The 13457-nt window shown below is 68.3% G+C and carries 12 protein-coding genes; 6 read left to right on the top strand and 6 right to left on the bottom strand.

What is annotated here, in order from left to right; genetic code table 11:
• Window positions 1-19: 19 nt before the first annotated feature.
• Window positions 20-730, top strand: coding sequence for a hypothetical protein (locus F8M74_RS18695; protein WP_141254111.1), 711 nt, complete (start codon window positions 20-22; stop codon window positions 728-730).
• Window positions 731-759: 29 nt separating this feature from the next.
• Here the strand turns inward: F8M74_RS18695 and F8M74_RS18690 are convergent, their stop codons facing one another.
• Both F8M74_RS18690 and F8M74_RS18685 read right to left on the bottom strand, forming a co-directional pair.
• Entirely contained in the window at window positions 760-1887 is a 1128-nt protein-coding gene (locus F8M74_RS18690) for an FAD-dependent monooxygenase (RefSeq protein ID WP_239004929.1), read from the bottom strand.
• Between the two features lie 150 nt (window positions 1888-2037).
• The gene (locus F8M74_RS18685) at window positions 2038-2886 is read right to left on the bottom strand and encodes an MBL fold metallo-hydrolase (RefSeq protein WP_163884482.1); all 849 of its coding nucleotides are present in this window, start codon (window positions 2884-2886) and stop codon (window positions 2038-2040) included.
• A 105-nt stretch (window positions 2887-2991) separates the two neighbouring features.
• Between F8M74_RS18685 and F8M74_RS18680 the strand changes: the two genes are divergently transcribed.
• Window positions 2992-3486, top strand: a complete 495-nt coding sequence (locus F8M74_RS18680; protein ID WP_140791301.1) for a PaaI family thioesterase — start codon at window positions 2992-2994, stop codon at window positions 3484-3486.
• Between the two features lie 18 nt (window positions 3487-3504).
• Here the strand turns inward: F8M74_RS18680 and def are convergent, their stop codons facing one another.
• The gene (gene def / locus F8M74_RS18675) at window positions 3505-4110 is read right to left on the bottom strand and encodes a peptide deformylase (protein ID WP_141254106.1); all 606 of its coding nucleotides are present in this window, start codon (window positions 4108-4110) and stop codon (window positions 3505-3507) included.
• A 22-nt stretch (window positions 4111-4132) separates the two neighbouring features.
• Window positions 4133-4846 carry a ferritin-like domain-containing protein gene (locus tag F8M74_RS18670; protein ID WP_228559108.1) on the bottom strand — a complete coding sequence of 238 codons (714 nt, stop codon included), beginning with the start codon at window positions 4844-4846 and terminating at the stop codon, window positions 4133-4135.
• A 304-nt stretch (window positions 4847-5150) separates the two neighbouring features.
• Here F8M74_RS18670 and F8M74_RS37890 point away from each other — a divergent pair, with 304 nt between their 5' ends.
• Genes F8M74_RS37890 through F8M74_RS18655 form a run of 3 tightly spaced genes read left to right on the top strand, consistent with a single transcriptional unit; the run spans window position 5151 to window position 7398 of the window.
• Entirely contained in the window at window positions 5151-6389 is a 1239-nt protein-coding gene (locus F8M74_RS37890) for a TonB C-terminal domain-containing protein (RefSeq protein WP_228559106.1), read from the top strand.
• A gap of 17 nt (window positions 6390-6406) precedes the next feature.
• Entirely contained in the window at window positions 6407-6886 is a 480-nt protein-coding gene (locus tag F8M74_RS18660; protein ID WP_141254103.1) for a hypothetical protein, read from the top strand.
• Window positions 6887-6915: 29 nt separating this feature from the next.
• On the top strand, window positions 6916-7398 hold the full coding sequence (locus tag F8M74_RS18655; RefSeq protein ID WP_141254101.1) for an SRPBCC family protein: 483 nt from the start codon (window positions 6916-6918) through the stop codon (window positions 7396-7398).
• A 15-nt stretch (window positions 7399-7413) separates the two neighbouring features.
• Here F8M74_RS18655 and F8M74_RS18650 read toward each other — a convergent pair whose 3' ends face one another.
• Entirely contained in the window at window positions 7414-8565 is a 1152-nt protein-coding gene (locus F8M74_RS18650) for a fatty acid desaturase (RefSeq protein ID WP_141254100.1), read from the bottom strand.
• A 292-nt stretch (window positions 8566-8857) separates the two neighbouring features.
• On the opposite strand from F8M74_RS18650, the gene F8M74_RS18645 reads away from it, so the two are divergent.
• A complete protein-coding gene (locus F8M74_RS18645; protein WP_141254098.1) occupies window positions 8858-9943 on the top strand; it encodes an NADH:flavin oxidoreductase in 1086 nt (361 codons plus the stop codon).
• 77 nt (window positions 9944-10020) lie between these two features.
• Here F8M74_RS18645 and carB read toward each other — a convergent pair whose 3' ends face one another.
• On the bottom strand, window positions 10021-13272 hold the full coding sequence (carB, locus tag F8M74_RS18640; protein WP_141254097.1) for a carbamoyl-phosphate synthase large subunit: 3252 nt from the start codon (window positions 13270-13272) through the stop codon (window positions 10021-10023).
• Between the last annotated feature and the right edge of the window lie 185 nt (window positions 13273-13457).

The following is a 13457-nucleotide window of genomic DNA, read 5'->3' as shown; positions in this document are numbered from 1 at the left end:
CCCCCGGGAGGAAGCCCCCATGTGCGTCACTCGCGCGGTGCCCACCATCGGCTTGCTGATGACTGCCTGCCTGTCCTCTCCAGCCCTGGGAGCAGCGCCGCCCCCTGAGCAGGAAGCGACGCTCCCGCCGCCACAGCTCGCGGTGGAGGTCGGTGGGACGCTGTCTCCGATGCGGCATCCCGCGACGGAGGTGCCAACGCTGCGTTCACGGATGAAGACGGTGAACGCCCGAAGCGGAGCCGCGCGCCTTTCCGGCGGACTCCACTTCAACCTCGTCCGTGACTCCGAACGGAGCGACTGGTGGTGGACGAACGGCATCGACTGGTACCTGGCGGGTGGTGACGTCCAGGTCCTCGCGCTGCGGCCGGGGCTGGAGAAGCGGTTCTCGCTGACACGAAACGTGACGCTCGGGGTGAGCGCGTTCGGCAGCGCGGCGGAGGTCTCACTGCCCACGGGGCAGATTGGTCAGGCGCAGCCAGGGGAGCCGGGCTACACACCCGTTGGCGCCAACAACTTCTACGAGGGCCGCATGCGCAAGTGGGCCTTCGGCGCGGGCGGACTGGCTGCGATCCAGGTCAAGCTGAGTCGCTACGTGCATGCTCGCGTCCATGGGGGCTATACGCACTACTTCGAACAGGCGAACGGGCTTCAGCCCACTCCTGATGCGGCCGCGTTCACGGTTTCGCTCGACGGCCCGTTCGCGGGGGCGCTTCTTGGACTGAACCTCTAGAAACCGCTCCTCGAAAGCCCTCGAGGGACTTACGCGGCGTCGCGCACCAACGCTCGGACCTGCCGGGCGGCGAGCCCTTGAGGCACGAGTTGGAAGAGCGCATTACGAATGAAGCGCCCCGCGGAACTCTCCCACTGGGCCACGCGCCCCAGGCTCCAGGAACGCGTCACGAAGCTGTTGGCACGCTCGAGCCGGCGTTGCTCGTAGGCCGCCAGCGCCGCGTCCACGGGGCCCTCCGCGGCCAGCAACTCCGCCAGCACCACGGCATCCTCGATGGCCTGACACCCACCCTGCCCCATGTTGGGCGTCATCGGGTGCGCGGCGTCTCCCAACAAAGTCACCCGGCCCCGGCTCCAGCGGCTGGCAGGCGGCCGGTCGTGGATGTCCGTGCGGATGATGTTCGCTTCATCCGTCGCGGCAATCAGGTCCGCGATGGGCGCGTGCCACCCGCCGAAGATGGACTGCAACCGGGCCCGTGTCTCCCCGGGGGCATCCTGCCCTCCGGCCGGAGCATTCTGCGTGGCGAACCAGTACGTTTGCCCGAAGCCAATGGGCACCACACCGAAGCGCGCCCCAGGCCCCCACGTCTCTGAAACAAGTCCCGGCGTCGCGCTCGGGACGTCTGAGCACACGCCCCGCCAGCTCGTGTAGCCCGAATAGCGCAGCGGCGCGTCGCCCAACAGCGCCCCACGCACCACCGAGCGCAGCCCGTCCGCACCCACCAGCGCATCGCCCGTCACCGAGCTACCGTCCGACAACCGCACCGTCACCGTCTGGCCATCGTCGTGAAACGCCGTCACGGTGAGCCCCATCCGGACGTTCTCCTCCCCGGCATGAGCCAGCAGCACGGACTGGAGCCGCGCCCTGTGGACACACACCAGAGGCAGCCCCAGTTCCTCCTGAATCCGAGTCACCGGAAGCCGCGTGAGCGCCGAACCCGACGGCTTCAGAATCGCGCTGTCCGTGGGGCATGCACCGGCCTGGGCCACCTCGTCACACAGGCCGATGCGGCGCAGGGCCGCCGAGGCGTTCATCTGAACCGTGAGGCCCGCGCCCACCCATTTCAAGGCGCCGGAGCGCTCGAAGACGGTGACGGAGAGACCCGCGCGCCGAAGCGCGCAAGCCAGCGTGAGTCCACCAATTCCAGCCCCAGCCACGAGAACATGCCTGGGCGATGACGTGCTCATGCGCCGCGCTTTAACAGGTATTCCGTGGCGAGTCGCGATTCATGTGCAACGCAGTGACGGGAGCTCAGTGTTGTACCACCGCCACGTAGTTGCCGTACCTCTTGTGTCATCGCGCGCGGCTCACCCGAACCAACGGCCCGCTTCGGGAGCGAAGACGCGGACGCGTTCGGCCAGCGACGGCGGCAGTCGCGCGCGCAACGTGGCGTGGACGGATTCAGGAGGAAGCGCCTGGCTGAAGTGCATGAGGACCAGGGCCTCGTTGCGGAACTGGTCCGCGCGCGCGAGGAGTTCGTCCAGGTGGAGATGCGCCTTCGCCTGAGCCTCCTGCACGGAGTGGCGCGCGTCGACGAAGGTGCACTCGAGGATGAGCACGCGCGAGTCGAAGAGGCCTGGCTCCGTGTCCAGGACGCGGGACACGGTGTCGGTGGCATAGGCCAGCTCCAGCCGCTCCACTTCGTCGAAGAGTGCTTCGCCTGCTTGCCGCCGCCTGGCGATTTCCTGAGGCGGGAGTGACTGGTGCTCGAGGCGGAGCTTCGCGACACGGCGGAAGAACTGGTAGCCGAGCGACGGCACCGGGTGATGCGTCCGGAACGCGCGGACGAACAGACCTTGCCCCAGGGACCGCACGTCCCCTGGCAACATCGGCACGGTGTGCACCGCCATGGAGGTGTGGTGCAGCCGCGACATCACGGCGAGCGACGCCTGGACGTTCTCCTCGATCTCCGCGGGCAGGAAGACCTGGGGTGCCCCCTTGCCGATGAGCCGACGGATGCCGAGCAACGAGCCGAGCCCGCTGGCATGGTCCGGGTGCGCGTGGCTCAAGAAGATGCGGTCCGAGCCACAGAAGGAACGAATGGGTAGCCCCACGTCGAGCACTACGTCCAACTCGGGGACCTGGAGCGACGTGTACACGCCGCCCACGGACACCCCTCGAACTGTGTAGGGACCTGCCTGGACTTCAGTGAGCATCGGCACGGACACTATCCTGGGCATGTGGTCGAGACACGCGACGAAAGGCCCCTGCTGGGCCAGGATGTGCGCATCGTTGCGCCTCCCTCCCAGTCAGGGCCCCACATGGAAACCTCATCACTCCAGGAAGTCGTCGCGCCAGAAGGCATCTGCTACGGCTGCGGCAGCAAGAACCCTCACGGCCTGCATATCCAAAGCTACTGGGATGAGGACGGCATCCACGTGGTGGCACGCCACACGCCCGATGCCCGGTACAGCGGCTGGCCGGAGCTCGTCTACGGCGGTCTGATTGCCATGCTGGTCGACTGTCACTCGAACTGGACGGCCATGGCGTACCACTACCGCGCCGAGGGCCGCTCACCTGGCAGCTCGCCGGCCATCGAATGCGTCACCGGAAGCCTGGGCGTGAAGTTCATCAAACCCACGCCCATGGGTGTCCCGCTCACCCTCCGTGCACGCGTCGAGGGCGAAGTCGGACGCAAGAGCCGAGTCCTCTGTGAAGTCTTCGCGGGCGAGACGCTGACCGCGGTGGGTGATTCCATCTTCGTCCGCGTCGACACGGCCCAGTTGAAGGCCGCGGCGCACGGCCGCGAAGGCTGACGCGAAAGACGTCGTGCCCTACCCCTTGTCGGGCACTGGCAGCCCCAGCTCGGCGCGCAGTTCCGCGGTGCTGCGCCCCGCCTGGTACCGGCGATGGTTCTCCGCGGTGGTGAAGCTCCGTGTCTCCATCCGGTCCACGTAGAGCGTGCCGTCCAGGTGGTCCAGCTCGTGTTGGAGAATGCGTGCGTACCAGCCCCGGGCCTGGACCGTCACGGGCTGGCCGTGCTCATCGAGTGCGTCCACGCGCACGGCGCAGGCGCGGGGCACCAGGGCCGCGAAGCCCGACACGCTCAGGCACCCTTCGTGGAACTCCGCGGGTGCCGCGTCCTCCACCACCAGCCTGGGATTGATGAGCACGTGAAAGGGAACGGGCTTCCGTCCTCGCGCCGCCCGCTCGCTCTCCGAGAGGCCTGCCTGATACTCGGGCCGGTCCTCGATGACGATGACTCGCAGGCCCACGCCGACCTGGGGCGCCGCCAGCCCGACGCCGGGTGCGTCCCGCATCGTGTCGCGCATCTGCTCGATGAGCCGCGCCGTCTCCGGGCTGGCAATCTCCTCCGGCGTCAAATCGCGCGCCTTCCGACGCAGCACCGGGTCCCCTGCCTGGACAATCTTGAGCACCATGCCGCCAGCGTAGCAGGGCCCGCTACGCTCCTGACCGGCGACAACGCTCCACCCACTGCCGCCCGGGGGTGGTGTCCACTCCGCACCGTTCCAGCCCGGGAAAGACGACGTCGTGCAGGGCCTGAACGAACACCTCAAGCTTGCGCGCATGCGGCAACACGCCGTGCGCCAGGAGCATGGAACCCTCCGCATCGGACAGGCCCTTCGCGAAGAGCCGGGGCGACACGCTCTCCTCCAGCATCTCAGGCAGGTACGGCGACAGGAACGCCACGGAGCCCGATTTGGCTGCATGCGCGAGGTAGGCCCACCCCAGCCGGCTGTGCGCGACCTCGTCCCGAAGGATGTCTCGAAGCACCGCGCGCACCCGGGGTGGTCCGTCCACGGCCAGCACCGAGGTCAACCCGGCCGTGCTCTCCGTCTCTGAGATGCAGCAGGCGGCGACGACTTCGTAGAGCACGCGCTCGCTGAAGCCGAGGGCTTGCGGAGCAGTCTCCCGCGCCACCAGGGGAGCGGGGGGCATCACCTCTTGTCCGTAGGTGCGCGCCATCAGCTCGCACATGCCCGCGTGGCGCCGTTCGTCCTCCGCAGCGCGGCGCGCGAGTTCCACCAGCGTTTCGGGCGTGGCCAGCTGCTCGAGCGCTCCCGCCAATCGGGCGAAGCGCAGCCCCGCCTCCAGTTCCTCCTGCCTGCGGAAGACCCAGGTCTCCGCGACGAACTGCCGGAGCGCGTCTGGCATCGTTCTACCCGGTCTCCGCAGCAAGCGCTGGTCGGCCGGACAGCCATCATCAGGAGCGTTGTTCATGGTGGCCTCGAAGCACTGAGCGTAACCGACGCGCGAGACAGACGGCGCGAAACGAACCACTTGCCGCAGCGAGTCATTGCGTTGGGCACCGCACGGTCGCACCCCATGTCCTGATGGGGACTGCACGCAATGGCGCGCACGGCGGGACGTAGGCGTGTCCAGGCCAAGGTCCGTGTTGGATATGCTGGCAGGACGTGGAGGCCCCGTCCCAGGGAGCGTGGGAGTCGAGATGCGGCGGATGCGACGACTCGGCGGGGCCGCGCTGGTATCGCTCGTCATCCACGTGGGGCTGCTCTTGCTGCTTGGGTCTGTCGACCCGCCGGAGCGTGCACCTCGCCGGGCCGTCACGTCGAAACCTCTCGCGGTGGACATCGTCACCACGCCGCCTGTGCTGACGCCTCCACCGCTCCCGGGGCTGCCTGCACCTTCGGCGCCCACGCCTCGTCCCAAGGGAAAGCAGGTGAGAAAGACACCTGCCGGGGATGGCCTCATCGCTGCGCCATCCCTCGCCCCTCCCGACGCACCCGACACGGGTGCTGCGCCGGAGACCACCGCATCGCCGCCGGACGCCCCGCGCAGGCCGCAACAACTCCAGGCTGGCGCCGGGTCCCTGCCCTCGTTCCTGGTGCCAGGAGAAGCGCCGCTCGCCGGTCCACGGACACCGAGTGGACGCACGTTGCGCCCTGGCGACCCGGCACCTTCCCGTGAGCAGCTCGCCGCGCAGGAGGAGGCCATCGTCGCGGGGCGTGTGGAGGAATTCATCGTCGACGAGCGGGCCCAGCTTCGCGTCGCCAACGGTCTCATCGACCCGTACTTCAGCCGCCTTCGAGAGGCGCTTGAGAAGGGCCTCGAAGATGCGCCGGTATTCCCAGGCACCAGCCTGGTGAATCAGGCAGGGACCGCCTGGGCTTCCCGAGCCAGCAGCTTCGGAGCGGCTGGCAATCCAGGAGACGGCCCACCGCCGAAGGCGCCCACCACGACCGAACGGCTCTACGACATCCAGCAGCGCGCCGGAGACGAATCCATGGAGCGGCCGCGCCGCTTCGCCCAGGCGGGTCAGGAGCTCCAACATCTGGCCACGGGTGGCGGCTCGAAGCTCGTCGTGACGCTGGAGCTGACGCAGGAAGTGGATGGCACCCTGCGCGATGCGAAGCTCATCTCGCTGAGTGGCAACCCGGCCTACGACGCCTACGTCCTGAACGCCATTCCGGCGTCACTGGCGAAGCTCGCTGGGCCACCCGCTGGCGCGCGAGGTGTCCGAGCCGACGGCATCCATACCTTGTGGGCCGTGGAAGGCCGCGTCGTGTACCTGCGCAAGCTCAAGGAACTGAAGGGACAGGACGCCTGGTACATCGCCGCGACGAGCGCTGCTGGCATCCTGGCCGGACGCTTCGAGGAGACGACGGGCGAAATCGAGGTCATCGACTTCCGCAACCCACGGTTCGTGTGCCGGTCCCACTTGTTGCGCGTCTACTGATGCTAGGCTGACGCGCCATGGCTCGTCGCAAGAAGGCCGATGAAATGGCCTCCCGCGTCCGAAACCTGCTCGCGATGGACGCCGCGGGCATCATGCGCAGGCTCGATGCCCGCCGGGATGAGATGTTCGTCCTCTTCTCCCGCCTGCGCAGCCGCGAACCGCTCCTGGGCACCATCGCGTCACGGTACGCCGACGGCGCGTTCGACCAGCTCATCCACCTGCCCGAACAGGAACAAGCCGTGGTGGACCACTTCTACGGCCGCCTGGAAGAGCTGCGCTGGTACTTCACGTACACCGAGGACATGCCCGGCACCGCCCAGCTGATCTTCTCCAAGCTGCACAAGCGGCTGGAGGAGTCCTACCGAGTGCTCGTGGTGACGCTGGGCCCACCGGTTCCGCCAGATGGCTCGCGCGTGGTGGATGTCGAGGCCGTCCGGCACGACGCCGCCGAAGCTCCGCCGAGGAAGACGCTGACACGCACCACGCGGCGCGCGTAAGCCGCACCGCTCACGAACAGGATGCCCCCGTGACGAACACGACAGGCCCCGGGAAGAGAACCGACACGGCTTCGCGAGTCATCGCGGCCTCGCCAGAAGCCCTCTACCGGGCCTTCGTCGAGCCCGAGGCCGTGGCGACCTGGCTCCCACCTGAAGGCATGAAGGGCCACATCCACGCGTTCGAGCCACGCGCGGGCGGGACGTACCGGATGACACTCTCCTACGACAACGCGGACCCCACCGAGCCCGGGAAGACCTCCGCGCACGAGGACGTCGTCGAGGGCCGCTTCGTGGAGCTCGTCCCCAACGAACGCGTCGTGCAGCGATTCGAGTTCGAATCGGATGACCCCGCCTACGCGGGCACGATGACCATGACCTGGACGCTGACGCCCGTCACCGCGGGCACCCGCGTCACCATCATCTGTGAAGACGTGCCCGAAGGCATTCGCCAGGAAGACCACATCGAGGGAATGACCTCGACCCTGGCGAACCTCGCGGCCTACACCGAGTAGCCGAACGTCCCTGCCTCAGGCCGCGGGAGCAGGCGCAGCAGCCACTCCGGCATCACTGGCCTGGCGCTTCGGCGCGAGCTTCCGCATGGACGTCTTGCCCACCACGACGTCCACCATCTTCTTCGCGCGGGTCCAGACGCTCTCCTGCACGTAGGGGATGCCGTACTTCTCGCAAAGCGCCTTCACCTGCGGCTGCACCTCGCGGTACTTCAGCATCGGCAGGTCCGGCCAGATGTGGTGCTCAATCTGGTAGTTCAGCCACAGGTGGGCGAAGTCGTTCAGGTCCCCGCCCGTGCGGTAGTTCGCGCTGCCAATCACCTGCTGCACGTAGCGCTCGCCACGGCTCTCCGGCTTCGAGTCGAACCGGTACAGGTCCTCGCCCGTGTGGTTCGGCCCGACCACCAGGAACGTGTGCAGGCTGGTGAGGATGTCCGCCATCACCGAGTTGCAGAAGGCGCTGAACGACGCCCACGGCCCCAGCACCAGGTAGAGCGCCGGGAAGAGCCCGAACTGCACGGCCGAATACGGCAGATAGCAGCTCAGCAGCAGCTCCTTCAGCTCCTCGCGCGTCAGCTCCCCACCCTTGCGCCGGCCCTTCCGGCGCAGCGAACTGAGCGTCTCCGGCGCGTAGTAGCTGGCCCGCCACGTCAGCGCGAGCAGCGCGAGCTGCACGTACCGCAGCGCCAGCGGGCGGTCCGGGTTGCGCAGGGTCCCCTCCGCGTTGCGCTCCAGGAGGTCGGGGTCCGCATCCTCGCCGGTGTGCGAGTGGTGGAGCACGTTGTGCTCGAACACCCAGGCCTCCGGCAGCATCCAGTCGAGCCAGTCCAGATAGCGGCGGCTCCCCTTCGCGAACCCCTTCCCCGTGCGAGACGCCGGAAGCCCCGGCACCCGGTCGTAGCCCCGATGCCCCACGTGGTGCATCAGCAGCCAACGCGTGGACCGCCCGACACTGAGCGCCGCCGCGCTGAGCGGGTTCGGCGCCAGCCAGCAGGTCGCCGCACCCAGCGCGGTCGCCGCCCTACCCCAGCGCTCAATTTTCCGGAGGTGCGCCGCATCCGCCTCGCCCAGCGATGCGTCCAGTTGCTCACGAAGCGCCTTCAACTCACGGAGAAACCCATCCACGTCCACGGAAGAAATGTCGAAGTCGGGGGCAGCCTGGGACGGCATGAACGGCTCTCCTCGGTCGCGGAGGTGGACACGGGGGAAGGGGGGCAACAGCTCGGCGCGAACCGTAGCCGCCGGGGTCCGCGGGCGTCCAGCCACGCTTTCCCTCCGCCCCTGCTTTCGAACGAGGCCATGCGGAGCCCCGAGGCGCAGGTTATACCCGCGCCCCGAGTCCGACCCACAGGGCGACATCGACGTCAAGGGGAAGCAGGCCGCCGCGCGGCAAGGCAAGCGGCCTGGCGCCCCCATCAGCCCGAGCGAATGGACCCGCCCACTTCGAAAGCGAGATGCCGTCATGACCGACCTGTTCGCTCCCCTCGAGCTCCGAAAGAGTGTCATCGCGCCCAACCGCATCTGGCTGGCGCCCCTGACGAACACCCAGAGCCATCCCGATGGCGCGCTCTCCGATGCGGAGCTTCGCTTCCTCGCGATGCGCGCCGATGGCGGGTTCGGCATGGTGGAGACGTGCGCCGCCTACGTTTCCCAGGACGGCAAGACGTGGCCGGGCGAGCTGGGCGTTCACGACGACGCGATGCTGCCCGGACTGAAGCGCATGGCCGCGCGCATCCATGAAGGGGGCGCCCTGCTCTCCGCGCAGCTCTTCCACGGAGGACTTCGCGCCAACGCCGAGGTCAGCCAGCGCGAGGTGTGGAGCGCCAGCGCGTATGACGCGGACAGCCTCCGCTGCCGCGAAGCCACCGAGGCCGACATCGAGGGCGTCATCGCGGCCTTCGCGAACGCGGCGCGCCGCTGCGCCGAGGCGGGGTTCGACGCCGTGGAACTCCATGGGGCGCACGGCTACCTGTTCTCGCAGTTCCTGAGCACCGTCTTCAACCGCCGGCAAGACCGATGGGGCGGCTCGCTGGAGAACCGCTGGCGCCTGCTTCAGGAGACCGTCCGCGCGGTGCGGCGCGCGGCGCCATCCTTGGTTCTCTCCGTCCGCATTTCACCGGAGGACGCGCGGCAGGCCCGGGGTATCGACCTGGATGAGTCGCTAGAGGTCGCCCGGATGCTCCAGGGAGAGGGCGTGAACATCCTCCACCTGTCCCTCTGGAAGGCGGCCCTCAACACGCAGAAGCGGCCGGACCAGCACGCGACCCCGCTGTTCCGCGCAGCCGTGGGGTCCGACATGCGCATCGTCGTCGCGGGAGAGGTGCGCACGCGCGAGGAGGCGGAGGCGCAGCTCGCGCGCGGCGCGGATGCCGTGGCCGTGGGCCGCGCGGCCATCGCGAATCATGACTGGCCGCGCCGCGTGCAGCGAGGCGACGCGCTCCAGGTGCCGCCGCTGTCCCCCACCACGCTCAACGCCGAGGGCCTGTCCGACGTCTTCGTGAACTACATGCGCAACTGGCGAGGCTTCGTAACGGACCAACCGGCCTGAGGCGGCCCTGAAACGCAGACGGCCCCACTCCCAGGAGGAGCGGGGCCGCATGACTCACGTCAAATGAGCGCTCCGGTTCAGCGCCGGGTGCCCGGGGGCGCCGCGGTGATGCCCAGGTACTCCTGGAGCGGCTTCACTTCCAGGTCCGCGCGCTTGAGCGACTCCAGCGCGCCCACCGCCATCCGCGCCGCCTGCACCGTCGTGTAGTACGGCACCGAGTGCATCAGCGACTCGCGGCGGATGGAGAAGCTGTCGGCGATCTCCTGCTTGCCGAAGGTGGTGTTGATGACCAGCACGATTTCGCCGTCGACAATCTTGTCGACGATGTTCGGGCGGCCCTCCTTCACCTTCTGCACCACCTGCGCCTCGATGCCCTTCGTCGCCAGGTAGGTGTGCGTACCGGAGGTGACGATGAGCGAGAAGCCCATGCTCCGCAGGCGCCGCGCCAGGTCCACCACCGCCGGCTTGTCGTCATCCTTGACGGAGATGAACACCTTGCCGCTCTTGGGCAGCTTCACGCCCGCGGCGAGCTGGCTCTTGGCGAAGGCGGACGCGTAGTCGTTCGCCAGGCCCATCACTTCGCCGGTGGACTTCATCTCCGGCCCGAGGATGACGTCCACGCCCGCGAAGCGCGCGAAGGGGAACACGCTCTCCTTCACCGCCACGTGCTTGAACTCCGGCTCCTGCGTGACGCCCTGCTCCTTGAGCGTCTTGCCCACCATGCAGAGCGCGGCGATCTTCGCCATCGCCACGCCGGTGGCCTTGGAGATGAAGGGCACCGTGCGGCTCGCGCGCGGATTCACTTCCAGGATGTAGATGGTCTTCCCCTGGATGGCGAACTGCACGTTCATCAGGCCCACCACGCCCAGCTCGCGCGCCAGGGCGATGGCCTGGTCCTTCATCCGCTCCACCAGGTCCGGCGACAGCGAGTGCGGCGGCAGCGTGGCCGCTGCGTCACCGGAGTGCACGCCCGCCTCCTGGATGTGCTCCAGCACGCCGCCAATCATCACCGCACCGGTGCTGTCCGCCACCAGGTCCAGGTCCACCTCGATGGCTTCCTTCAGGAAGCGGTCGATGAGCACCGGGTGCTCGGGCGAAGCGCTCACCGCCTCGCGCATGTACCGCTCCAGACTGGACACGTCGTAGACGGTCTCCATGGCCCGGCCGCCCAGCACGTAGGAGGGCCGCACCATGACGGGGTAGCCGATGCGCTCGGCCACCTTGAAGGCCTCCGCGTGGCTGCGCGCGACGCCGTTCTCCGGCTGCTTCAGGCCCAGCTTCTCGATGAGCGCGGCGAAGCGCTCCCGGTCCTCCGCGCGGTCGATGGCGTCCGGCGACGTGCCCAGGATGGGGAGGCCCGCCTTCTCCAGCGGCACGGAGATGCGCAGCGGCGTCTGGCCGCCGAACTGGACGATGGCGCCTACCGGCTTCTCGCGCTGGGACACCTCGAGCACATCCTCGATGGTCAGCGGCTCGAAGTAGAGGCGGTCCGACGTGTCGTAGTCGGTGGACACCGTCTCCGGGTTGCAGTTGACCATCACCGTCTCGTACCCGGCCTCGCGCAGCGCGAAGGCGGCGTGGACGCACGCGTAGTCGAACTCGATGCCCTGGCCGATGCGGATGGGGCCGCTGCCCAGGATGAGCACCTTCTGCCGGTCCGTGGGCGGCGCCTCGTCCTCCTCCTCGTAGGTGGAGTACAGGTAGGGCGTGTACGCCTCGAACTCCGCGGCGCAGGTGTCCACCCGCTTGTAGACGGGCCGGATGTTGCGCGCGTGCCGGTGCGCCCGCACCTCTTCCGCCGGGTAGCCGAGCAGCCGGCCTAGATACTTGTCGGAGAAGCCGTGCGCCTTGGCCTGCCGGAGCACCTCGTCCGGGAGCTGGTCCAGCCGCCCGTACTCCTGGAGCGACTGCGCCTCGTTCACCAGCATCTGGATGTAGCGCAGGAACCATGGGTCGATGGCGGACAGCGCGTGCACGTCCTCCACCGTCATGCCTTCGCGGAAGGCCTGGGCCACGAACCAGGGACGCTCCGGGCGAGGGATGCGCAGCGCCTCGCGCAGCACCTTCTCTCGCTCCTCCTTCTCCGCCGGCAGCTCCGGGGACTCCAGGCCCACGCGGCCCAGCTCCATGGAGCGCAGCGCCTTCATGTACGCCTCCGGGAAGGTGCGGCCAATGGCCATCACCTCGCCCACCGAGCGCATGCTCGTGGTCAGCGTCCGGTCCGCGTGCGGGAACTTCTCGAAGTTGAAGCGCGGCACCTTCACCACCACGTAGTCCAGCGTCGGCTCGAAGGAGGCCGGCGTGTCGCGGGTGATGTCGTTGCGCAGCTCATCCAGCGTGTAGCCCAGCGCCAGCTTCGCGGCGATCTTCGCGATGGGGTAACCCGTCGCCTTCGACGCCAGCGCGCTGGAGCGCGACACGCGCGGGTTCATCTCGATGACGACCATGCGGCCGTCCTTCGGGTTGATGCCGAACTGGATGTTGGAGCCACCCGTGTCGACGCCAATCTCCCGGATGATGGCCAGCGACGCCTGCCGCATCCGCTGGTACTCGCGGTCCGTCAGCGTCTGCGCGGGCGCCACGGTGATGGAGTCACCGGTGTGCACGCCCATGGGGTCCAGGTTTTCAATGGAGCAGACGATGATGACGTTGTCCGCCGTGTCGCGGACCACCTCGAGCTCGTACTCCTTCCAGCCCAGCACGCTCTCCTCCACCAGGATGGTGGTGGTGGGGCTGGCCTTCAGGCCCGAGCGGCAGATGGTCTCGAACTCCTCGCGGTTGTACGCGATGCCACCGCCGGTGCCACCCAGCGTGAAGGACGGGCGGATGATGGCCGGAAAGCCGATTTCCTCCACCAGGCTCATCGCCTGGTCCAGCGTCGTCGCGTAGCCGCTCTTGGGCAGGGCCACGCCAATCTTCTGCATGGCCGCCTTGAAGAGCTGGCGGTCCTCGGCCTTGTTGATGGCGTCCAGGGACGCGCCGATGAGGCGCACGCCGTATTTCTCCAGGATGCCCTGCTCCGCCAACGCCTTGGCGAGGTTGAGCGCAGTCTGGCCACCCATGGTGGGAAGGAGTGAGTCCGGCCGCTCCGAGGCGAGGATACGCTCCGCCGCCTCCACCGTAATCGGTTCGATGTAGGTGCGATGCGCGAACTCAGGGTCCGTCATCACGGTGGCGGGGTTGCTGTTGAGCAGCACCACCTCCACGCCTTCATCCCGGAGCGCCTTGATGGCTTGTGTACCGGAGTAGTCGAACTCGACGGCTTGCCCGATGACAATCGGACCCGAGCCAATCACCAGAACCTTGCGGATATCGGTACGCTTGGGCATCGGGGCGCCCCCATACCAACCTCCGCCCCCACATGCGAGGACTGTGTTGAAGCGGCCCGCTCGCACGGACGCCGGGCCCCGCCCGCGGTCCTCTGCTAGGCTCCGCCGCCCACGGAGGTTCCATGCGCCACTGGTCCCTGGCCCTGCTCGTTTCGCTCGCGTCCCCCGCCCTCGCCCAGGATGCC

Source organism: Myxococcus sp. CA023, assembly GCF_010998615.1.
Taxonomy (GTDB): domain Bacteria; phylum Myxococcota; class Myxococcia; order Myxococcales; family Myxococcaceae; genus Myxococcus.
This window is presented reverse-complemented; position numbering and strand designations above follow the sequence as displayed.

Coding starts and splice junctions, on each gene's coding strand:
- F8M74_RS18680 (WP_140791301.1), top strand. CDS start 2,992: ATGGAAACCTCATCACTCCAGGAAGTCGTCGCGCCAGAAGGCATCTGC.
- F8M74_RS18685 (WP_163884482.1), bottom strand. CDS start 2,886: ATGCTCACTGAAGTCCAGGCAGGTCCCTACACAGTTCGAGGGGTGTCC.
- def (WP_141254106.1), bottom strand. CDS start 4,110: ATGGTGCTCAAGATTGTCCAGGCAGGGGACCCGGTGCTGCGTCGGAAG.
- F8M74_RS18650 (WP_141254100.1), bottom strand. CDS start 8,565: ATGCCGTCCCAGGCTGCCCCCGACTTCGACATTTCTTCCGTGGACGTG.
- F8M74_RS18670 (WP_228559108.1), bottom strand. CDS start 4,846: ATGCCAGACGCGCTCCGGCAGTTCGTCGCGGAGACCTGGGTCTTCCGC.
- F8M74_RS18695 (WP_141254111.1), top strand. CDS start 20: ATGTGCGTCACTCGCGCGGTGCCCACCATCGGCTTGCTGATGACTGCC.
- F8M74_RS18660 (WP_141254103.1), top strand. CDS start 6,407: ATGGCTCGTCGCAAGAAGGCCGATGAAATGGCCTCCCGCGTCCGAAAC.
- F8M74_RS37890 (WP_228559106.1), top strand. CDS start 5,151: ATGCGACGACTCGGCGGGGCCGCGCTGGTATCGCTCGTCATCCACGTG.
- F8M74_RS18645 (WP_141254098.1), top strand. CDS start 8,858: ATGACCGACCTGTTCGCTCCCCTCGAGCTCCGAAAGAGTGTCATCGCG.
- carB (WP_141254097.1), bottom strand. CDS start 13,272: ATGCCCAAGCGTACCGATATCCGCAAGGTTCTGGTGATTGGCTCGGGT.